Source organism: Sorangium sp. So ce406 (genome assembly GCF_051474675.1).
Lineage (GTDB): Bacteria > Myxococcota_A > Polyangia > Polyangiales > Polyangiaceae > Sorangium > Sorangium cellulosum_G.
On the sequence record NZ_CP150340.1, the window covers coordinates 11860095 to 11882727 of the forward strand.

The following is a 22633-nucleotide window of genomic DNA, read 5'->3' on the forward strand; positions in this document are numbered from 1 at the left end:
GGCGGGACACGGAACCGCCTCGCCGCAGCGCGGCGCTACGGTGCGCCGGCGTCCGGCTTCGCGCGCCGCGGGGGCGCGGCGGCCCCATCCGGCGGCGGCGCGCCGGCGTCCGGCTTCGCGCGCTGCCGGGGTGTGATGACCGCGTCCGGCGGCGGCGCGCCGGCGTCGCCGCGCGGCGCGTCGCTCGCGTCGTCGTCGCGCGGCAGCCGCGGCGCGGCCGCCGGCGGCGGCGCGGGCTGGCGCAGGCCGCGCAGCGAGGAGAGCCGGTCGACGAGGGCGCCGGCCTCCTCGGCCGACAGCTTGACGCGGGCGTGGAGCGCCTTGCCCTCGGCGTCGATCGCGACGCGCTCGAGCACGGCCCCGAGGCCGATGAGCCGCGTCGCGAGGTCGCCCGCGCGCGCGTCGCGGGCGGCGCGCAGCGCCGCGCCGAGCTCGGCGCAGGGGGCCTCCGCGTCGCACAGGACGACGCCGTGGACCGCGATCTCGGGGCCGAGGGCGACGCCGACGCCGGCGGCGCGGATGGACGCCGCGGGCGACCGGCCGGCGCCGCTCAGCGCGAGCTCGCGCCCGAGCTCGGCGCGCTGCTCGGGCGTGAGCACCACGGTGACGCGCGCCGCGCCCTCGCCCACCGCGCGGGCGATGTCGTCGTGCGCGCCGCTCGGGCCGACCGCCGGGACGCGCCCGTCGGCCGCGTCGACCATGGCGCGCAGGTACGCCCCGCCGCCGAGCAGGATCGGCCCGCCGGGGCGCACGGCGATCTCGCCGCGGCCCTCGGCGCTCGAGTCCCGCACCGCGCGGAAGCTGCCGAGCGTCGAGACGACCGGCTGCCCGCCGCGCGCCTCGATGACCTTCGAGGCGCACGCGAGCAGCGCCTCGTCCTGCGCGGCGCCGGCCGCGACCAGCCCGAAATCGCCGCCCTCGCCCGCCGCCGGGATGCCGATCGCGACCTCGGTCAGCGCGGCCACCGGGTCGAAGCCGCACACGTCGCGCACCTTGCCGAGCCCGGGGATCTCGCGCTCCTCGCGCAGGAAGGGGGCGAACGCGGGCGAGGCGCGCAGCGCCGGCAGGTCGAGCGTCGCGACGAGCAGCGCGCCCGCCGGCACGGCGTCGAGCGCGCGGGGCGCGGCGGGCGGGGTCTCCTGCCGCCGGCCGAGGAGCCAGGCGAGCCCGCCGCCGAGCAGCACGCCGACGAGCAGGAGGATGAGCCCGTCTCTCGTCCGCGTCTGCACGCGCGACCGTTAGCACACCGCCGCGGCGGCTGTCCCGGCGCGCGCGGCGGCTAGGCGCCGTCGCGCGGCCGCGGCGACCAGCGCGTCCCGTGGACGAGGTCGAACAGGGGCACGGTGACGTTGAAGTTCCAGCGCTTCATCAGCCGCGGGTCGTGGTGCCTGCGGTGGTGCTCGCGGAGCCGCGCGAGCCCCGGGATCCGGTACACCGGGCTGCCCTCCGGCAGGTGATACGCGAGGTGCAGCCACTCGTAGCCGACGAAGAACGCCATCGCCGTCGCGAGCCCGAGCAGCGCCGCGTCGCGCGAGAACAGCAGGCCCGCCGCCGCGGCGAGCGGCAGCAGCAGGGCGAGGACGAGGAGCGCCGAGTAGGGCGGCATCAGCACCAGCCAGAGCTCGCGGGCGCTCCGCAGCGCCATGTCGTCCGCGGTGAAGGCGAGGTGGTGCTCGCGCTCGTGCCGCTCGCGCAGCGCGCCGAGCAGCGGCGCCCGCCGGTGCAGCACGTACCTGTGCGCCCACCACTCGAAGGCGAAGGCGAGCAGCAGCGTCGCCGGGACCGCGAGCAGCTCGACGGCGTCGACGGCGTCGACGAGGCCGACCGCCGCCGCGAGCACCGCGACGCCGAGCGCCGTGGGGGCCGCGAGGTGCAGCGCCGGGCGGTACCCGCGCGGGATCCGCGCCGCGATCCGCGCGCGCCGCCGCGCTCGCGGAGGAGCCGGCTCGTTCACAGCCATCAAAAAACTATGAATTCCAAAAAAACAGAACGCAAGCGCGGGGCGGGCCGCCCGCGGGGAGCGCGCTCAGCCTTCCTGGCGCTCTTCCGGCGTCTCCGCGCCGTCCTCGGGCGCGCCTCCGTCCGCCGCGGGCGCGTTCCGCTCGAACAGCCCGCCGATGGCCTCGCCGATGCGGCCGATCTTCGCGGCGAGCAGCACCACGATCAGCAGGAAGGCGGTGAGGGCGATCTCGTTCTGGGAAGCGCCGAGCAGCATGTGCCGAGGTCTACCACGCTGCGCGCCGAGCGGGTTGCCGGCGGGCGCGCTCGGCGCGGCGCGCGGCGGCGCCCGGCGACGCCCGGCGACGTCAGCGGCGAGGAGGCGCGGCGGCGGCGGGAACATCGCGGGTCCGCGATCGCGTTTGACAGCCCGCCTGCGACCGTTGAGAGTCCAGGCGATACGGGGGTCCTGGGTGCATCGAGGGGCCGCCGCCACGAGATGACTGCCGTGTCCGAGCTCCGCGACGACCACGAAGCCGTGCAGGCACGCCTGCGCGCCGACGCCGTTCTCCTGGCCGACGCATCGGCGGAAGGGGCGGCGATCGGCGCGGCGCTGCGGGGCCGGGGCTTCGAGGTGATCGCGGCGCCGATCGCGGACATCGAGGCGCGGCTCGCGAGCGACGCGCCGCGCGTCGTCATCGTCGACATCGATCAGCCCGGCTCGATCGAGGCGCTCGAGCGCCTTTACCAGCGCCCGGGCGGCGTCGCGGCGTCCGTGCTGCTCGTGGGCGATCCGATCCGCTCGGCGGAGCTCGATCCGCAGCTCTTCGGGCAGGTCTTCGAGCGCCCCGTGGACATCGCCGAGCTCGCGGCGCACGTGAGCGCGGTCGCGGAGCCGGGGCGGTTCCGCCTGGATCACGCCGCGGCCGCGGCGCACCTGCAGGCGGGCTACCCGGGCCCGATCGACAACGAGGTCCCGTCGAACCCGGACTTCGCGAGGGACCTCGACCCGCTCGACGTCGGCTCGGTGCTGCCGCCGCCGGAGGACGGCGAGACGATCGGGCCGCGGCTGATGCCCGCGCGGATCAGCCCGGAGCTCGAGGAGATCCTCGTCGCCGCCGAGCAGCGGGTCACGGCGAAGGCGCGCCCGTCGAGCATCCCGGCGGCCGAGGAGGACGTCGACCTGATGCTGTCGCCGGAGCTGCTCTCCGCGCTCGACGAGCCGCTCGACCTCGACGAGGAAGGGCCGCGGACCGGCGCGAGCGCGGGGCACGCGCAGCTCGCCGCCGGCTCGGCGTCGCAGCCGCGGACCAGCGACCCCCCGCACGGCGCCGCGGCCGCGCCGCAGCAGGCGCCGACCCGCGCCGAGACCACCGGGCCCGGCGACCCGATCGGCGAGCTCGCCGAGCCGGGCGAGGAGCACGAGGACGATCACCACGCCGAGCCGTCGCGCGACGCGGGGCACGCGACGAAGCGCACCGGGCCCGAGCTCGCGGCGTACTCGAGCGGCCGGGAGGCGCACCTGCCCGGCAGGGACGAGCCGGCGCGCCGGGGCGGCGGCCGCGACGTCGCGCCGCCGACGCCGCGCGACGCGGGCCGGCCCCACGGGTTCGGGTCGCCTCCGCCGCACGTCGAGGCGGTGTGGGGGCGGTCGCCCGCGCCGTCGCCCGCGCCGCGCGACGAGCCGTCGTGGGACCGCGGGCTGGGGTCGGTGCGCGAGGAGCTCGACTGGGTGCGCGTGCCGTCGGGCCGCGTCGAGCCGTCGTTTCCCCAGCGCTACACCGAGCCGCCGCCGACCCGGGCGCGCGACGGCAGAGACGCGCGCGACGCGCGTGACGGCAGAGACGCACGCGACGCGCGTGACGGCAGAGACGCGCGCGACGCCAGAGCGCCCGGCTTTCCACCGCCACCGCCTCCGCCGGCCCCGCCGGGCTACCCGTTCGTGTCGCCTCCTTCGGTCGAGGTGAGGACCGCGCTGCTGCCGCCCGGCGATGGGGCCGAGCCCGAGCCGCTGCCGCCTGCGCCCCTCCCGGTCCGCTCCGCCGCGTCGGCGCGCGTCCCGGTGCCCCCGGCGCCGGCGACGGTCGGCACGGGCTCGCTCGGGCGCGGGCTCCTTCCGCAGACGCCGCCCGCCGCGTCGAGCGCGTTCGGCCGCGCGCCCGTCGCTGCGCCGGCGTCCGTGGCCATCTCCGGCGTGGCCGGGCGCGGGCCCGCGGCGCCGGCCCCGACGCCGCCCATGGCGATGCCGCCCATGCCTACGCCGCCCATGGCGATGCCGCCCATGGCGATGCCGCCCGTGCCGTCGGCGCCCGCGACGATCAGCACGGGCGCGTTCGGCCGCGCCCCGCCGCCGCCTCCGGACGACGAGGCGCCCGTGTCCAGCGACGCCTCCTCGACCACCGTGCTCGGCCCCGGCGACGCGCCGCGCGCGCTCGCCCGCGCGGTGGGCAGCCGCGCGTCCGGCGCGCTCGCGATCGCGACGGAGGAGGGGGCGCGGCGCATCGTCCTGCACGACGGCGACATCGTCACGGCCGGGTCGAGCCTCCCGGAGGAGACGCTGCTCGCCTTCCTTGTCGGGCGCGGCGACATCGAGCGCGACGTCGCCGTGCGGCTCGCGGGCAAGCTCCCCGCGTCGGGCCGGCACGCCGGCGCGGCGCTCATCGCGCACGGCCACCTCGGCCAGGACGACCTCTGGCCGGTCCTGCGCGCGCACGCCGAGTGGGTGATCGGCCACGTCGTGCTCGTCGAGGCCGGGACGTGCGATCTGGAGGCCGAGCCGCCGGGCCGCCTCAAGGCGGAGCCGAACGTCTTCGGCGGGGCGACCGGCGCCGAGGTCTTCGTGGAGACGATCCGCCGCGTGATCGCCCCCGAGGTCGCGCTGCGCCGCCTCGGCGGCCCGGGCGCGCGCCTCGACGACGGCGTGCGCCGCAACCTGCTCGGCGAGTGCGCGCTCCGACGCGAGGAAGAGGAGCTCGTGCGCACCGCGCGCGGCCGCGCGGTCGGCGAGCTCGTGAGCTCGGCGGAGCCCGAGAACGCCAGCGTGATCTACGCGCTCGTCTGCCTCGAGGTGCTCGACGTCCTGATCCCGCCGTCGGTCACCGAGGCACCGCCGCCGCCGGTCGACGATCCGCTCGACGAGGAGGCGATCCGGCAGCGGGTCCGAGCGCGCCTTGCGCTGGTGGAGGACGGGGACTACTTCTCGATCCTCGGCATCCCGCGCGACGCGACGAACTACGAGATCCGCCGCGCGTACCTCGCGCTCCGGAAGGCGTTCGAGCCGTCGACCCTGCTCACCGCCGCGACGGTGGACCTGCTCGACGACGTGCGGCTCGTCATCGAGGTGCTCGACGAGGCCTACGAGATCCTGCGCGAGCCGCACCGGCGCGAGCGGTACCGGCGGGCGATCGAGGCGGGGCCGCCGTAGCCGGGCGCGCCGAGGGTCCGCCCCTTGCAAGCGCCTCCACGGCAGGAGGCATCATGTCCAAGGCGAGCGAATTCATCGAGGCCCTGCGCAGAATCGAGGAGAGCGGCGACGTCGAACCCATGGCGCGGCTGTTCGCGCCGGACGCCGAGCTCAGCAATCCAGCGATCACGAGGCCGCTCCACGGCCAGGACGGCGCCCGCAACTTCTGGCGCAGCTACCGCCACACCTTCGGCGAGGTGCAGTCCGATTTCCGGTGCGTCATCGAGTCCGACAAGGCCTCGCTGCTCGAGTGGAAGAGCCACGGGACGCTCGCCCACGGGGCGGTGTTCTCCTACGAGGGCGTGAGCGTCATCGAGCACCCCGGCGGGTTGATCACGCGGTTCAAGGCGTACTTCGACCCGAGGGCCCTCGGGCTTCACCTCGAGCATGCGGCATAACGCCTCTCGTCAACGGGAGCACGCGGCATAACGCCGCTCGCCTGCCCGCGCGATGGCGTCGACGACGACCTCTCCCTGCTCGACGCCCACGAGCGCCGCGGACCCCTCCTCGAGCTGGCCGCGGAGGATGAGATCCGCGAGCGGCGCCTCGATGAGGCGGCCTATCGTGCGCTTCATCGGCCGCGCGCCGAGCTCGGGATCGAACCCGCCCGCGTCGAGTAGCGCGTCGATCGCCTCCGGCTCGACCTCGAGCACCACGCCGCGCGCCTCGAGCTCGCGCTCGAGCCCGCCCAGCAGCCGGCGCGTGATCTCGGCGACGTCCGCCCGCGTGAGCGGCGCGAAGCAGAGGACCTCGTCGATGCGGTTGTAGAGCTCCGGCGGGAGCGTGGCGCGCGCCGCGGAGAGCATCGTGTCGGCGAGCCGCTCCGTCGAGACGGCCTGGGACGCGCGCGCGAAGCCGACGGAGCGCTCGGACCGGAGCGCGCCCGCCTCGGCCGCGCCGAGGTTCGAGGTCATCACGATCACGGTGTTCGTGAAGTCCACCCGGCGGCCGCGGCCGTCCGTCAGGCGGCCCTCGTCGAAGACCTGCAGGAACGCCTCGAGCACGTCGCGGTGCGCCTTCTCGATCTCGTCGAGCAGCACCACCTGGTACGGCCGCCGCCGCACCGCCTCGGTGAGCTGGCCCCCGGCCTCGTGGCCCACGTAGCCGGGCGGCGCGCCGACCAGCCGCGCCACCGCGTGCGACTCGGCGTACTCGGAGAAATCGAGCCGCGTCATGGCGTCGGGCGAGTGGAACAGCGCCTCGGCGATCGCCTTCGCGGTCTCCGTCTTGCCGACGCCGGTCGGCCCCAGCAGCAAGAACGACCCGATCGGGCGCCGCGCGCGCAGGCCTGCCGCGTTCCTGCGGAGCACCCGCGCGATGCGCGCGAGCGCCTCGCCGTGGCCGACGACCTTGTCGGCGAGCAGCGTCTCCAGCGCGAGCATCCGCTCGCGGTCGGTCTCGAGCAGCCGCTCGACCGGCAGGTCGGCCAGCTCCGCGACCACCTCGGCGACCTCGGGGGGCCCCACCTGCCGCGCGGGCTCGCGGGCGGCGGCGCGCGCGCCCGGCGCGCTCTGTTGCGCCTGTTGCGCGCGGCGCCGCGTGCGCGCCCCCGCGAGGTCGAGGATCGAGAGCGCCTTGTCGGGCAGCGCGCGCCCGGGCAGGTAGCGCACCGACCAGGCGACGGCCGAGGCCAGCGCCTCGTCGGTGAACGCGAGGCCGTGGTGCGCGCCGAGCCCGACCGCGACGCTCCGGAGCAGGAGGAACGCCTCGTCCTCCTCGGGCTCGTCGATCTCGACGATGGTGAAGCGCCGCGCGAGCGCGGGGTCGACCTCGATGCTCTTCCGGTACTCCTCGGGCGTGGCGGTGCCGATCAGCGTGATCTCGCCGCGGGCGAGCGCGAGCTTGAGCTCGGCCATCGCCTCGTCGAGCGCGCCGCTGCCGAAGAGCTCCGACAGCCCGTCGATGAACAGGAGCACGCGCCCGCCCGCCTCGCGGAGCTCCGACCGCAGCGCGGCCAGGCGCTCGCTGAGCGCGCCGCGGGCGCCCGTGCCGGCGAGGAGCTCGGACGGCACGAGCTCGACGACGATGCGGGGCTCCCGCTCCTCGAAGGCCAGCCGGTGCGCGATGCCGCGCGCGACCGAGGTCTTCCCCACGCCCGCCGGGCCGAGCAGGCACGGGTTGTTGGCGTGGCGCTTGGCCAGCACGTCGAGCGCCTGCTCGATCTCGCGCTCGCGGCCGACGATCGGCTCGAGCTCGCCCTGCGCCGCCGCGAGCGAGAGGTTGTGGCCGAGCGAGGTGAGGGCCGGGAAGCGCGCGCGGTCGAGGAGGAAGCGCGCCGCGAGGGCGCTCGCCGCGGCCGAGGGCGCCGCGAGCGGCCGCCCCGAGGCGGGGGGCGGCGCGGCCGCGTCGTCGGCCGCCGGGGCGCGCCGGGGCGCGCCCGCGAGGGCTGCGGCCGGCTCGGCGGGGAGGGGCGTGTCGGCGCCGGCCGGGGCCGCGACGGGGCGCGGGCGGGGCGGCGGGAACAGCGGCACGGTGACGCCCGGGCCGGCGCTCTTGCCGGGCCGCAGCTCCGGCGTGCCGAGGCCGGCGCCCTTGCCGGGCCGCAGCTCCGTCATGCCGAGGCCGGCGCCCTTGCCGGGCCGCAGCTCCGTCATGCCGAGGCCGGCGCCCTTGCCGGGCCGCAGCTCCGGCGCGCCGAGGCCGGCGCCCTTGCCGGGCCGCAGCTCTGCGGGCGCGCGCGCCGGCTCGGCGGCCTCGCCGCGGGCGCGGCGCGCCGGGGGCGCCTTGGCCGGCGCCGGCTTCTCGGGCGCCCCGTCGTCCAGGCCCGCGCGCGGCGCCAGGGAGCGCCGCGCCTGCACGACGCCGAGCGCGAGCTGCAGCGCCGAGGTCCGAAGGCGCGCGAGGTCGACGCCCGACTGCGTGAGCGCCCGGTGCGCGGCCGAGCTGCGGTCCGACAGCAGCGCGAGCAGCAGGTGGAGCGCGGCGGGCTCCTTGGCGGTCGCGCGCTTCGCGACGTCGCGCGCGCCCCCCATGGCGCGGCCGATCGGGTCGGGGCCCTCGTCGTCGACCGAGCGGGTGGCCTTGAGCAGGGCCTCGTCGTCGAGCCGCCGGTCGCGCAGCAGCTCCGCGGCGGGGCCTCCGCGCAGGGCGATGGCCGCGAGGAGGTGCACGCTGGACAGGCGCTCCTTGCGCTGGGCGGCGAGGTCCTGCGCGAGCTTACGCAGCGTGACGAGCTCGGCGTGGGAGCGAGGGCTGGTCATCCTTGCAGAGGTCTCCGGCCCCCCGGTTCGCATGCCCGGTGCAGGCGGGCCAAATTTCGGACCGGAGGTTCCGCGCGCCCTCGACGCCGGCGCTGCCGCGCGGTCCTGGCGCTCGCCACGGCGACTCGAAAGTCCAGAAAAGTCAGCAGATGAGAAGAGGGCCGCAAGGGGACAGAGAAGAGATCTGTTCTCTATTCCCGAGGAGCCTCCTTGTTTGCAGCCCTTTTCAGCGGAGAAATTGAACGGGGAGGCGGGGAGGATATTGAAGATTTTTCTCCCCGCCTCCCCGCCTCCCTGTGAACTTTCCGAAGAATTCGAGGGGATGCCTCAGCCTCTCTTCCCTTGCGCCCTCTCTCCTTCTCGCACTCTCCCCGTGTCCTGCCAGCCCCCGTCCGCGAGACGTGCGTTCAATGCATCGATGAATCGTTGACGCCGCGTAGCATTCCCGATCGGGTCGGCTCGCATCGCAGGATGTTCTGTCAGCCCAGGGCACGTCCCGGAGGGACAGCATCGGTCTTGCGCGGGCGAGCCGCGGTGTGAGATCAGCGCCGCTCGCCCCGCCGCGCGAGCCGCTCGCCCCGCCGCGCGACGATCGCCTTGCCCTGACGCGCGAGGGCGTGACGAATGCCGGCCTGGAGATCGCGCTGCGTCAGGAGGTTGCCCAGATCGATCCCGTGCGCGACCAGCGTGCGGGCGACGTCGGGTGAGGCCCCGACGAGGACGCACGTGGCGCCCAGGAGTGAGGCGGCCCGCGTGGCCTGGAGGAGGCGGTCTGCCACCTCGGCGTCGAGGACCGGCACGCCCGTGATGTCGATGAGCACCGTCTCGGCCCGGTGGCGCTCGATACCCTGCAGGAGCATCTCCAGGAGCCGGGCGCCACGAGCGGAATCGATGGTCCCCACGAGGGGCACCACGAGGATGCCCTCGTGGACCGGGATGACCGGCGTGGACAGCTCCTGGATCACGTCGAGGAGCTCCCGCTGCGTCGCGAACCACGCGAGCTCTTTCTGCATCGCCTCCTCGGCGCGCTTCTTCTCCGTGATGTCTTCGACCATGACCACGAGATACCGAATGACGCCTTGCGCGTCGGTGAGGGGCACCTTCACCATGTGAAGCCACCGCTCCCCGCCCGGCCCGACGGTACGGGTCTCGGGCACGTCCACGACCTCGCCCTTCTCGATCACGTCCCGATCCATCCGATCGAACCGCTCCGCCTCCTCCAGTCGATGCGGGAAGAGGTCGAAGACGTTCTTGCCGAGAGCGTCGCTCCGGGGCACGCCGAGGAACTGCTCGTAGCGGCGGTTCATCCGGACGACGCGGAACTCCGTCGCCTCCTTGATGAAGACCGAGACCGGCACGTGGTCGAGGATGGTGTCGAGGAAGCTCTCGATGGGCACGGCCGCTGGCTTGTTGTGCGGCGCGGTCGGGTTGCGGACGCAGACGAGCGCGCCGCGCGCGCCATCGACACGAAGCGGCGTGACCGAGATCTCGCCGGGGGGCGCGCCGGGCGCGCCGCCCTGGAGCACGATTTCGACCTGCTCGCGCTCGCCTTCGAGGATTGCGCGGATGCCCGCGAGCACCTCCTGCGCCTCGCCGGCGAGCCCCTCGCACGAAGCGGGCAGGACGGCCGGCGTGCGCGCGAGGGACACCGGCCAGGCGGGGAGCGCGCCCTCCGCGATGATCTGCTCCAGGCGGGGATTGGCGCACCGGAGCGCTCCCTTCGCATCGAAGATCGCGGCGGCGACCGGCAGCGCGCAGAGGAGCGGCAGGGAATCGACGCCGACGTGCGGGCTGGGCCCATCGAGATCTAGGGTCATTCGATCCTTCTATTTCACACGGGCGGCCCAGCGCTCTCCGAGCCGGGCGACCCGTCGAGCATCCTAACCTTTCGACCCGCTCTCCGGAAATCGCCGTGTGTTCGCGGAAAATGTAATAGTTTTTACAATCCAATGAGGTACCGCCATCGCTCACCTCCTCACCCCATGGTGGGGAGTGCCCATGCTCGTGACAGCGCTGGTCATGACAGCTGAGCGCGTCGGGAAGTTCGGGCAAGCCGCGGTTCTGTCGCGAGAAGATCCCCTCACGCGGCTGCCGTCCGGCGCGCCGCAGGGCAGATGGAGTGCCAGCCGACGGCACCGCGCCGCCTGCACACTCTGGCACAGTCCGAGGACGCACCCTCGGGTTCCCGCACCATATCTGCAAAATTGAACCTGGTCTGCTGCTTGCTATCTGTGCCAGGCACGGGACTCCAGAGGCCCGACACGCGCCGGAGCAGGCGTGATGCGCTGTGCCTTGCCTTGCACGAGGTGACCATGACCATTCTGTACAGAACCCACGCCAGCCGGGCAGTCCTTGCGGCGGCTGCGGCATGGGCCGGACTCACCGGCTGCCAGGTCGATTCGACGGGGGCGTCCTCATCGACCGCTCCCGGGGAGAGCGACTTCATCTCTGCCAATCCGGGGGACAACGCGGACCGCTCGGCGCATGGGGTGAGCGGCGGGGGCAGCACCGGAGCGGGCGGCGGCTCCGACAGCGGAGATGTGGAGAGCGACGGCGACGCCGCGCGCGCGATCGCCGAGGCGGACATCATCCAGGTGGAGGACGGCAAGCTCTACGCGCTCTCGCAGTACTCGGGGCTCAGCGTCGTCGACATCTCGCGGCGCGACAGGCTGACCCTCCTCGGGCGATACCGGGCGAGCGGGAGTCCCTTCGAGATGTACCTGCGCGACGGGGTCGCCTACGCGATGTTCTCGTCATGGGCAGAGCACCCCTTCGACGAGGCCGCCGACTCGTCCAGCGCCGCGCCGAGCAGCCGCATCGAGGCGCTGGACGTCTCCGACCCGGCCGACATCCGGCCGATCGGCTCGTTCGACCTGCCGGGCGCCATCTCCGACACGCGCATCGTGGGCGACGTGCTCTACGCCGTCAGCTTCGAGAACGGAGCGTGCTGGAGGTGCGCGAGCGCGCCAAACACCACCATCACGTCGCTCTCCGTCGGCGACCCCGCCCACATCAGCGTCGTCGATCGGCTCAGCTTCTCCGACGATGGCTTCAAGACCCACGGCTTTCGTCGCAGCGTCAGCGCCACCCAGGACCGCATGGTCGTCGCGGGCGTCGCGTGGGACGGCACCGGAGAGGGACACTCCACCCTCGAGATCGTCGATATCTCCGACCCTGGAGGCCACCTCGTCAAGGGCGCGAGCGTCGAGGCCGCCGGGCAGATCCAGAGCCGCTGGCAGATGGACGAGCACAACGGCGTCCTCCGCGTCATCAGCCAGCCTGCCATCTGGCGGTCCGGGGCGATGCCGGCCGTCCAGACGTTCTCCATCGCGTCCTCGGACGAGATCACGCCGCTCGGCTACACCGAGCTCACCCTGCCGCGGCCCGAGACGCTGCGCTCGGTCCGCTTCGACGGCGACCGCGCCTATGCAATCACGGCCGAGCAGACCGACCCGCTGTTCACCATCGACCTCAGCGACCCGGCGAAACCCGCCCAGATGGGCGAGCTCGAGATGCCCGGCTGGGTCTATCACATGGAGCCACGCGGCGATCGCCTGTTCGCCCTCGGGTTCGACGACGCCGCCGTCGAGGGCGCGCTCCATGTCTCGCTATTCGACGTCTCCGATCTCACGGCGCCCGCGATGCTCGGGCGCGTCCACTTCGGCGGCGACCGGGGCAGCTTCGCCGAGGACCAGGACCACATCCAGAAGGCCTTCACCCTCCTGGACGACCTCGGCACGATCCTCGTGCCCTACAGCGGCCGGGAGCGCGCCACGGGCGGCGACCTGGGCGGGTGCGGCGCGCGCGAGAGCGGGATCCAGCTCGTCGACTTCTCGCGCGACGCGCTCACCAAGCGCGGGGTCGCGCCCGCGCGCGGCCACGCGCGCCGCGCCTTCCTCCACGGCGACAGGCTCTTTGCCGTCTCCGAGGAGAAGGTCGGGACGTTCGACATCGATGATCGCGATGCGCCCGTCGAGACCGCCGGTCTCACCCTCGCGACGACCGTCAGCAACGCGGTCGCCACCGGCGGCCTCGTGGTCCGCCTGAGCGCGGACCGGCGGAGCCGCAGCGCGACGCTCGAGGTCGCGTCCGCCGCGGACCCGGGCCGCGCCGAGCCGGTCGGCGAGCTCGATCTCGCCGAGCTGTCCTCCGGGTCGGCGGGAGACTGCCACGAAGCTGACCTCTCGGAAGCGCGCCTGTTCGCGTACGGGCAGGCTGCCTACCTGCTCTGGCCCACGTACGATCGGTGGAAGACGGGCCTCGCCGTCATCGACCTCAGCGTGCCGTCCGCGCCCCGCGTCGCGAGCCGGCGCGAGCTGCCGTTCGGCGGCGGCGCGCTCTACCCGTATCGATACCATGGTCCCCTCGTCGCCGCGGGCGACACGGTGGTCCAGGTGGGGAGCACCCTCGTGATCCGCACCACGCAAGAGCACCGCGAGGGCTTCGAGGCGCTGCCGTCGCATCGTGGGTGGCTCGATATCCTCGATCTCTCCGACCCGGCGAGCCCGGCGCACCGCTCGGTGGCGCTGCCCGAGGGCGAGGGCTACGCGGGTCTCCTGCTCGACGGCACCACCGTGCTCACCTCGCACTGGGCGCCGCTGCCCGACGACCCCGCCAGGGCGCGCTTCTACCTCGATCGCATCGACGTGGAAGACCCGTCCTCGCCGGTCGTGCGGCCGCCGGTCAGCGTGCCCGGGTCGCTGCTCGCCTTTGACAGCGCCTCGCGCCGGCTGCTCACGGTGGACTACGAGGCGCTCGAATTCGAGGTGACGGACCGCGAGGCATGCTACGGCGCCGTGGCGCACCACGAGCAATTCGCCCCGAAGGACCGGGAGGACCGCGACGGGCCGGGCACCTGCCGGGGGACGCGCCGCGCGTTCAAGCTCCTCGAGGTGGGCGACGGCGTGGCGCGCCTCCTCGACGAGCGCGCGATCGACGACGGCACGGCGATCAGCCAGGCTTTCGTCGGTGACGATCGCGTGTTCATGCTCACCTACCGCAGCAGGACTGTGAGCGCGGACGGCGGTTACGAGTTCAAGTACCCGGCTCTCGTGGCCAGCGGGCTGGCGGAGGGGCGCATCGACGTCGCGGCGTACGAGAGCGAGGAGATCGGTCACGTCGTGCCGCTGCTCGCGGACGGGACGCGTCTCGTCGTCGCCAGCGCTCAGCCCCCGGCGATCTCGGTCCTCGACGCGACCGACCTCGACGACCTGACGTTCGAACGGAAGGGCGAGCTCTCCTCGTACGCCTACCAGGACCCGGTGACGGTCTCCGGCGACCGCGCGCTGTGCTCGCTCGGGCAGTACGGGCTCGAGGTCGTCGACCTCGGGGACTGATCGATGCTCTGGAGGTCCTCGTGAGAATGCCTATCGTCTCACGTTTGCTGGTGGCAAGTGGCGTGCTGTGCGCTGTCGGATGCACCGAGGTCGTCAATGACATCGGGGCGCACGGCGCGGCCAGCGAGAGCTCGGGCGGAGGCACCGGCGGCGGAGCGGCCGGCGGTGCGAGCACGGGAGGCGAGGCGGGCAGCGGAGGCCTGGAGAGCACGGGAGGCGAGGCGGGCACCGGGGGCCTGGAGAACACGGGAGGCGGGGCGGGGACCGGAGGTGCCAGCGAGGGGCCGCTGCCCGATCCGGTCCCGTCACGGCAGACCGTCACCTTCGAGTTCCACAACGCCTCCGCAAGCCCGGCGGGCGTCCAGGTGTCAGGGAGCCTGTGCAGTGGATTCGAGATCTGGAGGGTGGAAGGCGATGAGACGACGCTCGTCAACCGCGATGTCGATTACACGCAGGCGGCTTGCTCCACCTATGTCGACGACCTGGAGACAGGGACCTACGAGCGGGTGGCGCCCGGCGCGACCCTCCCCGTCGTGTGGGACGCTCGTGAAGAGGTCATCTACAAGCGCACCGTGGCCTGCACGATTCCCGAATCCGAGGTGCCCAGCATCGTGGTGCCGATGGGCGTCGCGCAGCCGGTCGCCCCCGGGACGTACGAGGCCGTGTTCATCGTGGGCCCGAGCGCGGAGGAATGCGAAACCGAGGTGGTAGAGAATCGCTACAGTTGCCTCGGCTCCTTCACCTACGACAGCGTCGGCCTCGCTTGCTCCACCGGTGGGCGGCGGATCAGCGTGCGCTTCGAGCTCCCGGAGACCGGCGATGTGCGTGTGCCGGTGGAGTACACGGCAGACTAGACCAGGCCTCCTCCCTGCGGTTGCCTCTCCGGCACAGCCCTGCCGCTCGCCGGCGCCGCTCTCCCCGGCGCCGGGTCGTGAAATGTAGTCCTGTCACGCCCTCTGACCGCTTCACCGACGGCGAACGGCCGGAGAGACTCCTCGCCGGCCAGCGCGTCCTCCGATCCTCCTCGCGCGCCTGCGCCGCTCCCGCCTGCGGGCTCCTGCAAGAGCGAGCCTCACTTCTGTAAATTTCGAGCTGAGTGACGCGAAGCTTCGCGCGATGGCGACGAAGTCTCTGGTGTCTGGATTGTAAATTGTTGAAGCCGATTGCGAATGATAAGCGAATAGCGATTTGTGATTGTCAGCCATCGCGTGGCTGGCTACAACCAGGGAGCTTTCGTGATCGTCCGGTGTGACGATCTTCGTCTTGTGATTGAATAATTACAACGGGTCCGGGTTGGAGAAGATCATGTCAATGGCTCGACGACTTGGATGCGGTCCTATTTTTCTTCTGCTGGGAGCCTGCGCGGGCGACGGTGATGAGGGGCTCCCTGTCGATGTGCAGAGCGACAGGGACCCGGTCATCGTGTCGAGCGTCTCGGATGGCACGTATGTGATCAAGTCGGTCCGGAGCGGCAAGTGCCTCGACATCAGCGGCGGCAGCAAGGAGAGCGGCGCCCGGGTGCAGGTGCGGTCGTGCAACGGAGCGGAATCGCAGAAGTTCCAGGTCTCCAGCGCCGGAGGCGGCGCCTTCAAGATCGCGAACGTCGGCAGCGGGAAAGTCCTCGACGTCACCGAGGGCAGCCTCGATGCAGGCGCGGCGCTCCGCCAGTGGGACGACGTCGAGGGGGAGCACCAGCAGTTCACCTTCGTGAACCGCGGCGGCAACGACATCAGCATCCAGGCGGTGCACACCGACATGGCGCTGGACATCTACCGGGGTAGCACGGCGGACGGGGCGGCGGTCATCCAGTGGCCGTGGCGCGGCGGCGCCAACCAGCGATGGACCTTCGACAAGGTGGACGGCGGTACCACCGGCCCGACCCCGACGCCGGGCGGTGACGACATCCTCGTTCCGGCGTCGGGCGCGTGGCTCGGGCAGTATTACGGCGACGGGAGCATCTCCCAGACGAGCGCCAGGCTCGGGCGGACGCTGAAGCTGCACCTGACGTACTACGATTTCACCCACAACTGGGTGGGCAGCGTGACGAAGGCCGACCTCGACGCCGGTCGCATCCCGTTCGTGAACTGGGAGGTCTTCGACACCCCCCTCGACGAGATCATCGACGGCTCCCACGACGCGATGCTGGCGCAGCGGGCGCGCGACGCGAAGGCGCTCGGCAAGAAGCTCTTCGTGGACTTCGGCGCCGAGATGAACGGCGAATGGTCGCCGTGGGGCGGTGCGCAGAACGGAAGGAGCCCCGACAAGTACATCGCGGCCTACCGGCACGTGCATGACGCGCTCCGGTCCGCGGACAACATCGTGTGGGTCTGGTGCCCGAACGTGACGGATGAGCCGCGCCAGGCGTGGAACCAGGCGATGGGCTACTACCCGGGAGACGACTACGTGGACTGGACGTGCGTCGACGGGTACAACTGGGGCTCCGCCGGCGGCGGCGGCTGGCAGAGCTTCCGCGACGTGTTCAAGAACATCTATCCGAAGCTCGCGGCGAAGGGCAAGCCGATCATGATCGGCGAGATGGCCTCCGCCGAGTCCGGCGGCAACAAGGCGCAGTGGATCGACCAGATGATCCCGACGCTGCGCTCCGACTACCCCCTGATCAAGGGCGTCATCTGGTTCGACATCCAGAAGGAGACGGACTGGCGCATCCGCTCGTCGAGCGAGTCGCTGGCCGCCTTCGTGCGCATGGCGAACGATCCGTACTTCAATCCCTGACGGGTCCTCCGCGCACCAAGGCAGGATCTTGCCCGGTTCGTGCAGGACCTGCGCGAGTTGCGCCGCGCGCGACGACCGCCCCTCGGCGAGCAGGCCGCTCCGCGGCTGGCCCACCTTTCGCTTGGATCCTCGCCGTGGCTCGCCGCCCCCGCGAGAGGCGTGGACGAGGCGAGCGCGCCTGGAGGGTACTCGCATGCTCAAGGAATCGCTTAAACTGGCCGTGATGATCGCCGGTGGCGCCGTGCTCGGCGTCGGCTGCGGCGCCGAGGCGCCGACCGGGGGAGAGGCGCTCGACGAGTCGCAGGCCGCGCTTCAGTTCACCTGCGGCGGCATCACGGGCCGCGGCTGTCCAGGCACCAACCAGTGCGTCGATGACCCGGACGACGACTGCGACCCCCGGAGGGACGCCGACTGCGGCGGCCTCTGCGTGGGCGACCCCTGCGGGGGCTTCGCCGGGCTCGCCTGCGAGAGGGGCTATGTCTGTGTGGACGATCTGCGAGACACCTGCGACCCGGACAACGGGGGCGCGGACTGCCCCGGGACGTGCCTCCACGCGGGCGAGATCCAGTGACGTCGCGCTGAGAGCTGAGGAATTCCCTCGAATTCTTCGGAGAAAATTTACGGGGAGGCGGGGAGGAGAATCTTCAAATACTCCCCGCCTCCCTGTTGAATTTCTCCCCTGAAAAGGGCTGCAGAATAAGAGGATTCCTCGGGGGCGACAGGGGACGAGCGACAAGGCCGACTCAGATCCCGACTCAGATGATCAGGATGACGTCGATCTCCGTGTCCGCCGGGAGCGCGCTCCCCGCGGGCACGTGGGGCGCGTTGGCGGGCGCCAGGCGGAGCGCGCCGCACGACCGCGGGCCCGCGCTCTCGTGAGGTCCGCCCGCGTCGGCGACGCCGCACGGCCGCTCGCCGTGCGCGCGCGCCGCGCAGGCGTCGATCGCGGCGCGGACCGCGCGGAAGACGCTCTCCGCGTCGAGGCCGCCGAGCTCCCGAGCCGCCCTGGCGAGGCTGTCGTCGACGCAGCCGGCGCACGGCGCCGAGGGGGCGGCGAGCCGCACGATGAGCGTCGCCTCCGAGCAGCCGAGCTCTACCTTACTGAAAGGCACGGACAGCCCCGAGCCTCTGCCCACATCGACGCTGACGAGGAGGTTGTTGCCGTCACGCACCACCACGGTTTCCCGCGGATGTCGGCCGCTCATGTATCCTGGAGTCGACTCGGGTGGATTCGCGTTGACGAGGATCCACAGACGATCGGAGCTCGCCTGTCCGCTCTTCTCCACATCGTCGCTGGTGCGGCTCTCTGCCATTCGCGCGCCCTCCGAGGAGGCGAACCTATCGCCGTCAGAGGCGGACGGCGATGGCCCCACCGGACAGACAATGTCCGGATAGGCGAGTCCGCTCAGGACGCTGCCGCGCTCGATGAACGCAGCCGCTCGTCGAAGGCCCCGGAGGTCCTCGCCGCCTCCATTGCGCGCTCTACCGCGAGGCGGTAAGCACAAACACCGAGCGGAGGGTTAGGGCGTGGAAGAGCCGGAGCGGCGCGACGAAGACCCGGAGCAAGGCGCAGGCGGAGGCGGAGCGGACCGCGCGTCGCTCGGCATCCTGTTCCTCGCCGCGGCGTTCGCGCTCGCGCTCCTGCTGACCGTCGTGGGGCTCCTGGCGTTCGCGACGATGGCCCCCGGCGCGCCGTCGCCGCCCGCGCTGCGCGGCGACGCGGCCAGCGCTGAGCCCGCGGCGCGCGATGGAGCTTCGCTGGCGGTCTGAGCCGTCCCGGCCCGGCGACGGACGAGCTCGACCCGCCGCGCGCCGCCACGAACCCCCTCCACCGGTCGAAGCGGACCGCGGCGCCGTTGGCGCCTGCCGAGGTCGATGTGGATGGGTGGATGTCGTGGGAGAGCAACCCTGATCGAACGTTCGATCAGGGAGGTCGAAGCTAGCCGCAGGTCTTCTGGACAACGCCGAGCAGCGCCCCGAAATCGACGGGCTTCTTCAGGTAGGCAGCGCCCTCGGGCGGGACGTCGTGCCCGGAGACGATCGTCACCGGGATCGCGGCGAGCGCGTGCACCTGCTTCAGCGCGGCGAGCATCTCCTCGCCGGTCATGATCGGCATCATCAGATCGAGCAGGATGAGCCCAGGCGGCGGGTCCGCCTTGTGCAGCAGATCGAGGGCCTCCCGGCCGTTGCTGGCGCAGTAGACATCGTAGCCCGCTGACTCGAGCATCTCGCGGAGCATCTCGCGAAGCTCGGCGTCGTCGTCGACGAGGAGGACGGGGGCGCGCGGATTCGGGGGGATCGGCGTCAGACGTGGCGCGTTGGGCCCGTCGGTTGGCCGTGGTTCACTCATCTCGGTCACCTCTTCCAGACAGCGCAAGCATGCAGAAGCGATAGCAGGCGGACGCCTTGCACGCATTGCATGCGCCGAGCATCTCCGGAACTTCTCCGGATCCATGGGCCGGGCTTCGCGGGGCGGCGCCGCTCCGCGCCGAGCAGAGAGGCGAGGGGCGTGGCGGAAGCACGGGCGCCGCGAGCGAAGCCATGCGAAGCGCCGAGGGTTACGGGAGTTGCGCCGCGGGTCAAGCGTCTCGGTTCGCCGAGCGCGGCGGCACGCGCGTCGCGCCCCCGCCGCCCCCGCCGTCGGCGGCGCCTCCGCTGCCGCCCGCGGCGCGCCCGCCGCCCGCGGCGCGCCCGCCGCCCGCGGCGCGCCCGCTGCTGCCCGCGCCGCCCGCGCCCTCGCCGCGCGCGTCGCCCCCGCCGCCGGACCGGAACCCGAGCGCGCGCGCCTGGGCGGGGCCCGTATGGCGACGGCGCCACACCACCGCGTCGAGCATGTAATGCGTCGCCTGCGGGAGCGCGAGCAGCGGCACGAGCAGCGCCCGCGCGCGGGGGCCGAGGAGCGGCTCGTCCACGGCGCCGCCGAAGAGCTCCGGCCGGTCGTGCCAGACGAGCCGGTCCCAGAGCAGCTCCTCGAAGAACGCGAGCGCGAGCGCGATCCCGAGGAAGGCGAGGAGCCCGCCGGAGAGCAGCCGCGCCAGCAGCGACCGGGGCGCCTCGACGGCGCGCTCCCGCGCGTAGGCGAACACCAGCGCCATGTACGGCACCCCGTGGACGATCACGTTGGTGACCGTGAACTGGAAGTCGCTGTCGGTCGCGACGATGCCGACGTACCACGTGGCCGCGGTCGTCGTGACGACCACGTGCTTGCCGAGGTTGGCCGGCGCGCGGCCGACGCGCGCGCGGTGGACCGCGCGGGCGACGTAGGCGACGGCGAGCGCGGCGTACACGGCGCCGAGCGGGCCCACCGCGGCCGCCAGCCAGGGGGCGCTCACGAAGTCGCCGTCCACGAACCACGCGAACGCGCGCGGCGGGTGCGCGTGCCAGTAGAGGAGCGGCCAGCCCGTCGCGGCGTAGATCAGCGCGTCGTCGAGCAGGCGATCGACGCGCGAGCGCTCGCCGGCGAGCGCGCGGTAGATCGCGGCCCACCCGACCTGCTGGCGGACGAAGTGGATCACGGCGGCGTAGGCGAGCGCGCGCCAGAAGGTCAGCTCGGAGGCGAGGTGCAGCGCGACGCCGACGACGTAGCAGGCGAGCGGCACGGCGGCGTAGAGCGCGGGGTGGCGGCGGAGCTCCTCGCGATCGAGGTACGTGCGGAAGAGCGTCGTGTGCACGTGGGCGACGTCGACGCCGACAACGAACAGCAGGAAGCCCCACGCCGGGAGCGCGCCGCCCGCCGAGAGCGCCGCGAGGGCGAGCGCGACGGCCGCGGAGCCGCCGAAGACAGCGAGGTCGACGCCGCGGCCCCAGAGGAAGGCGCCGCGGGCCGCGCCGCTCTGCCCGGCCGGCAGCGCGCCGAGGAGATCGGGCCCGGCCGTGGCCACGCCGAGACCCGCGCGTCAGCCGTGGATGGCCGCGGAGATGATCCAGGCGAGGCCCAGAATCACCGAGCCGATCACGATGGCGAGCGCGGTGTTCTGGTCCTCCTCGATCTCCTTGCGGATGGAGAAGGGGGTGAGCTTCGTGATGATCACGAACGCCAGCAGGAAGACGATGAGCCCCAGGATGACGAAGACGAGCGTTCCGACAACGGCTCTCATCAGGTTTTGAACGTCGGGCATCGGCGGTTCTCTCTGCGCTCGGGTCCACGCTCCGCGCGCGCTCGCGGCCTCTCGTGGCTGCGGGGCGTGAGCCTACGCGAGTCGGCCGGCAGCGTGAAGCCGCGTGACGCATCGTGGCGCCGCGTCTCACCGCGGGCGCGCCCGGCCGGCGACGTGCTATCGCCTTGCCGTGTCGACGACCGTGAGCCGAACCTTGCTCCGCCGCGCCGTCGCGTCCGGGCTCGCGGCGCTCGGCCTGCTGAGCGCAGGCGCGCCGTGCCCGGCCGCCGCGGCGCCGCCGGCCCGCGACCGCGCGCCGGCGCGGGTCACCGCGCGCCCGCAGCGCGCCACCGCCGCGCCGAGGCGCGCCGCGGCGCCCCCGCCAGAAGCCCCGATCGAGCTCGCGCTGCCCGTCGAGCGGGCCACGCTCCAGAACGGGCTGCGCGTGGTGATGAGCCCCGACAAGGGCTCGCCCACCGTCGCGGTGGCCGTGACGTACGACGCGGGCTCGCGCGACGAGCCGAGCGGCAGGAGCGGCGTCGCGCGCCTCGTGATGGGCATGATGGCGCGGGGCAGCCGCAACGTGCCCGCGGGCGAGCACCAGCGCCTCGTCGCCGAGCGCGGCGGCGAGCTCGCGGCCGAGGCGGGCGTCGACCGCACGACCTACGCGGAGGCGCTGCCCGCGAACGAGCTCGCGCTCGCGCTGTGGCTCGAGGCCGATCGCATGAAGGCGCTCGATCTGGGCGAGCGGGCGTTCGAGGCGCAGCGCAAGGAGGCGCAGGAGCGCCGCGGCGCGCTCCTCGGCGCCGCGTACGGGCAGGGCCCGGTCCGGCTCCAGGCGCTCGTGTTCCAGGGATACTGGCCCCACGAGCACCCGGCGCTCGGCGACGCCGACGACCTCGCCGGCGCGGAGATCTCGTGGGCCCGCGACTTCCACGCGGCCCACTACGGCCCGAACCGGGCGGTGCTCTCGATCGCCGGCGGCTTCGACCCCGGCGAGGCGATGGAGCTCGTGCGCAAGTACTTCGACGGCATCCCCGCCGTCGACGCCGCGCCCTTCAAGGACGTGCCGTTCCCCGAGCAGACCAGCCAGCGCACCGGCGTCGTGCGGGACAGCGCCGCCCGCGCCCCGGCCATCCTGTACGGGTGGGCCGTCCCGCCGCGATCGCACCGGGATCACGACGCGCTCGCGATCGTGGCCGCGCTGCTCGGCCGCGGCGAGAGCTCGCGCCTCGAGGCGCTCCTCGTCCGCGACAAGGCGGTCGCGCGGTCGGTGCGGGTCGCCACCGGCGATCTCCGCGGGCCGGATCTGTTCTCGATCGACGTGCGGCTCGCCGAGGGCGCCCGCGTCGGCGACGTCGAGAAGCTGATCGAGGGCGAGATCCGGGCGCTCGCGACGGCGGGGCCGACGCAGGCCGAGCTGACGAGGGCGCGCCGGCTCCTCGAGTCGGCGTTCGTCGCGGGCCTCGCGGACCCGGCCGCGCGGGCGCGCGCGCTCGGCGAGCACGAGCTGCTCTTCGGGGACGCCGCGCACCTGAACGGGGAGCTCGCCCGCTGCTTCGCGGTGACCCGGGAGGACGTGCAGCGCGTCGCGCGCGATCACCTCGGCCCGACGCGCCGGACGATCGTCGAGACCTACCCGCCCGCGACCCCGGGCGCGGCCCCGCCGCGGGCGCCCGCCCGGGCCAGCGGCGGCGCCCGCGCCGAGGCGCAGGCGGCGCCCGGCAAGGGCCAGGAGAAGGCCGCGCCGGCCAAGGGCCCGGCGAAGGCGGCGCCGGCGAAGGGCGCGCCGGCCCGGTCGGCGCCGAAGAAGAAGCCGACGAAGCCGGCGAAGCCCAGGAAGAAATGACGTCGAGAGCGACGCCG

Annotated in this window: 17 protein-coding genes; 8 read left to right on the plus strand and 9 right to left on the minus strand. The window is 73.5% G+C overall.

Features of this window, described 5'->3' with window-relative positions; translation table 11 throughout:
- Positions 1-35: 35 nt before the first annotated feature.
- The 3 genes from WME96_RS44570 to WME96_RS44580 form a co-directional block, all read right to left on the minus strand.
- Positions 36-1229, minus strand: a complete 1194-nt coding sequence (locus WME96_RS44570; RefSeq protein WP_437287619.1) for a hypothetical protein — start codon at positions 1227-1229, stop codon at positions 36-38.
- Between the two features lie 50 nt (positions 1230-1279).
- Complete coding sequence (locus tag WME96_RS44575; protein ID WP_437287620.1) at positions 1280-1960, minus strand: sterol desaturase family protein; 681 nt, start codon at positions 1958-1960, stop codon at positions 1280-1282.
- A 66-nt stretch (positions 1961-2026) separates the two neighbouring features.
- Positions 2027-2215 carry a hypothetical protein gene (locus WME96_RS44580; RefSeq protein ID WP_433931717.1) on the minus strand — a complete coding sequence of 63 codons (189 nt, stop codon included), beginning with the start codon at positions 2213-2215 and terminating at the stop codon, positions 2027-2029.
- Positions 2216-2446: 231 nt separating this feature from the next.
- On the opposite strand from WME96_RS44580, the gene WME96_RS44585 reads away from it, so the two are divergent.
- Both WME96_RS44585 and WME96_RS44590 read left to right on the plus strand, forming a co-directional pair.
- Positions 2447-5362, plus strand: a complete 2916-nt coding sequence (locus WME96_RS44585; RefSeq protein WP_437287621.1) for a DUF4388 domain-containing protein — start codon at positions 2447-2449, stop codon at positions 5360-5362.
- Positions 5363-5415: 53 nt separating this feature from the next.
- Positions 5416-5799 (plus strand): nuclear transport factor 2 family protein, encoded by a 384-nt coding sequence (locus WME96_RS44590; RefSeq protein ID WP_437287622.1) that lies wholly within the window; start codon positions 5416-5418, stop codon positions 5797-5799.
- A 9-nt stretch (positions 5800-5808) separates the two neighbouring features.
- On the opposite strand, the gene WME96_RS44595 is transcribed toward WME96_RS44590, so the two are convergent.
- On the minus strand, positions 5809-8601 hold the full coding sequence (locus WME96_RS44595) for an AAA family ATPase (RefSeq protein ID WP_437287623.1): 2793 nt from the start codon (positions 8599-8601) through the stop codon (positions 5809-5811).
- A gap of 542 nt (positions 8602-9143) precedes the next feature.
- Positions 9144-10418, minus strand: a complete 1275-nt coding sequence (locus WME96_RS44600; RefSeq protein ID WP_437287624.1) for a PAS domain-containing protein — start codon at positions 10416-10418, stop codon at positions 9144-9146.
- A 672-nt stretch (positions 10419-11090) separates the two neighbouring features.
- Between WME96_RS44600 and WME96_RS44605 the strand changes: the two genes are divergently transcribed.
- The 4 genes from WME96_RS44605 (at position 11091) to WME96_RS44620 (ending at position 17241) form a co-directional block, all read left to right on the plus strand.
- Positions 11091-13937 (plus strand): beta-propeller domain-containing protein, encoded by a 2847-nt coding sequence (locus WME96_RS44605; protein WP_437287625.1) that lies wholly within the window; start codon positions 11091-11093, stop codon positions 13935-13937.
- 44 nt (positions 13938-13981) lie between these two features.
- The gene (locus tag WME96_RS44610; protein ID WP_437287626.1) at positions 13982-14791 is read left to right on the plus strand and encodes a hypothetical protein; all 810 of its coding nucleotides are present in this window, start codon (positions 13982-13984) and stop codon (positions 14789-14791) included.
- A 541-nt stretch (positions 14792-15332) separates the two neighbouring features.
- Complete coding sequence (locus WME96_RS44615; RefSeq protein WP_437287627.1) at positions 15333-16670, plus strand: RICIN domain-containing protein; 1338 nt, start codon at positions 15333-15335, stop codon at positions 16668-16670.
- 223 nt (positions 16671-16893) lie between these two features.
- Positions 16894-17241, plus strand: coding sequence for a hypothetical protein (locus tag WME96_RS44620; RefSeq protein ID WP_437287628.1), 348 nt, complete (start codon positions 16894-16896; stop codon positions 17239-17241).
- A 184-nt stretch (positions 17242-17425) separates the two neighbouring features.
- Here the strand turns inward: WME96_RS44620 and WME96_RS44625 are convergent, their stop codons facing one another.
- Complete coding sequence (locus WME96_RS44625; RefSeq protein ID WP_437287629.1) at positions 17426-17875, minus strand: hypothetical protein; 450 nt, start codon at positions 17873-17875, stop codon at positions 17426-17428.
- Between the two features lie 322 nt (positions 17876-18197).
- On the opposite strand from WME96_RS44625, the gene WME96_RS44630 reads away from it, so the two are divergent.
- Positions 18198-18440 carry a hypothetical protein gene (locus tag WME96_RS44630; RefSeq protein ID WP_437287630.1) on the plus strand — a complete coding sequence of 81 codons (243 nt, stop codon included), beginning with the start codon at positions 18198-18200 and terminating at the stop codon, positions 18438-18440.
- A 169-nt stretch (positions 18441-18609) separates the two neighbouring features.
- Here WME96_RS44630 and WME96_RS44635 read toward each other — a convergent pair whose 3' ends face one another.
- The 3 genes from WME96_RS44635 to WME96_RS44645 all read right to left on the minus strand — a co-directional run bounded on the left by WME96_RS44635 (position 18610) and on the right by WME96_RS44645 (position 20767).
- The gene (locus WME96_RS44635; protein WP_437287631.1) at positions 18610-19020 is read right to left on the minus strand and encodes a response regulator; all 411 of its coding nucleotides are present in this window, start codon (positions 19018-19020) and stop codon (positions 18610-18612) included.
- A gap of 229 nt (positions 19021-19249) precedes the next feature.
- The gene (locus WME96_RS44640) at positions 19250-20551 is read right to left on the minus strand and encodes a hypothetical protein (protein ID WP_437287632.1); all 1302 of its coding nucleotides are present in this window, start codon (positions 20549-20551) and stop codon (positions 19250-19252) included.
- 15 nt (positions 20552-20566) lie between these two features.
- A complete protein-coding gene (locus tag WME96_RS44645) occupies positions 20567-20767 on the minus strand; it encodes a DUF350 domain-containing protein (RefSeq protein WP_081426967.1) in 201 nt (66 codons plus the stop codon).
- A gap of 202 nt (positions 20768-20969) precedes the next feature.
- Between WME96_RS44645 and WME96_RS44650 the strand changes: the two genes are divergently transcribed.
- Positions 20970-22616: a M16 family metallopeptidase gene (locus tag WME96_RS44650; protein ID WP_437287633.1), complete on the plus strand. Its 1647-nt coding sequence runs from the start codon at positions 20970-20972 to the stop codon at positions 22614-22616.
- Positions 22617-22633 lie beyond the last annotated feature (17 nt).

Bases quoted from the DNA above. Each gene is read 5' to 3' on its own strand.
- WME96_RS44575 (WP_437287620.1), bottom strand. From the start codon at position 1,960: ATGGCTGTGAACGAGCCGGCTCCTCCGCGAGCGCGGCGGCGCGCGCGG.
- WME96_RS44580 (WP_433931717.1), bottom strand. From the start codon at position 2,215: ATGCTGCTCGGCGCTTCCCAGAACGAGATCGCCCTCACCGCCTTCCTG.
- WME96_RS44590 (WP_437287622.1), top strand. From the start codon at position 5,416: ATGTCCAAGGCGAGCGAATTCATCGAGGCCCTGCGCAGAATCGAGGAG.
- WME96_RS44595 (WP_437287623.1), bottom strand. From the start codon at position 8,601: ATGACCAGCCCTCGCTCCCACGCCGAGCTCGTCACGCTGCGTAAGCTC.
- WME96_RS44600 (WP_437287624.1), bottom strand. From the start codon at position 10,418: ATGACCCTAGATCTCGATGGGCCCAGCCCGCACGTCGGCGTCGATTCC.
- WME96_RS44620 (WP_437287628.1), top strand. From the start codon at position 16,894: ATGATCGCCGGTGGCGCCGTGCTCGGCGTCGGCTGCGGCGCCGAGGCG.
- WME96_RS44625 (WP_437287629.1), bottom strand. From the start codon at position 17,875: ATGAGCGGCCGACATCCGCGGGAAACCGTGGTGGTGCGTGACGGCAAC.
- WME96_RS44635 (WP_437287631.1), bottom strand. From the start codon at position 19,020: ATGAGTGAACCACGGCCAACCGACGGGCCCAACGCGCCACGTCTGACG.
- WME96_RS44645 (WP_081426967.1), bottom strand. From the start codon at position 20,767: ATGAGAGCCGTTGTCGGAACGCTCGTCTTCGTCATCCTGGGGCTCATC.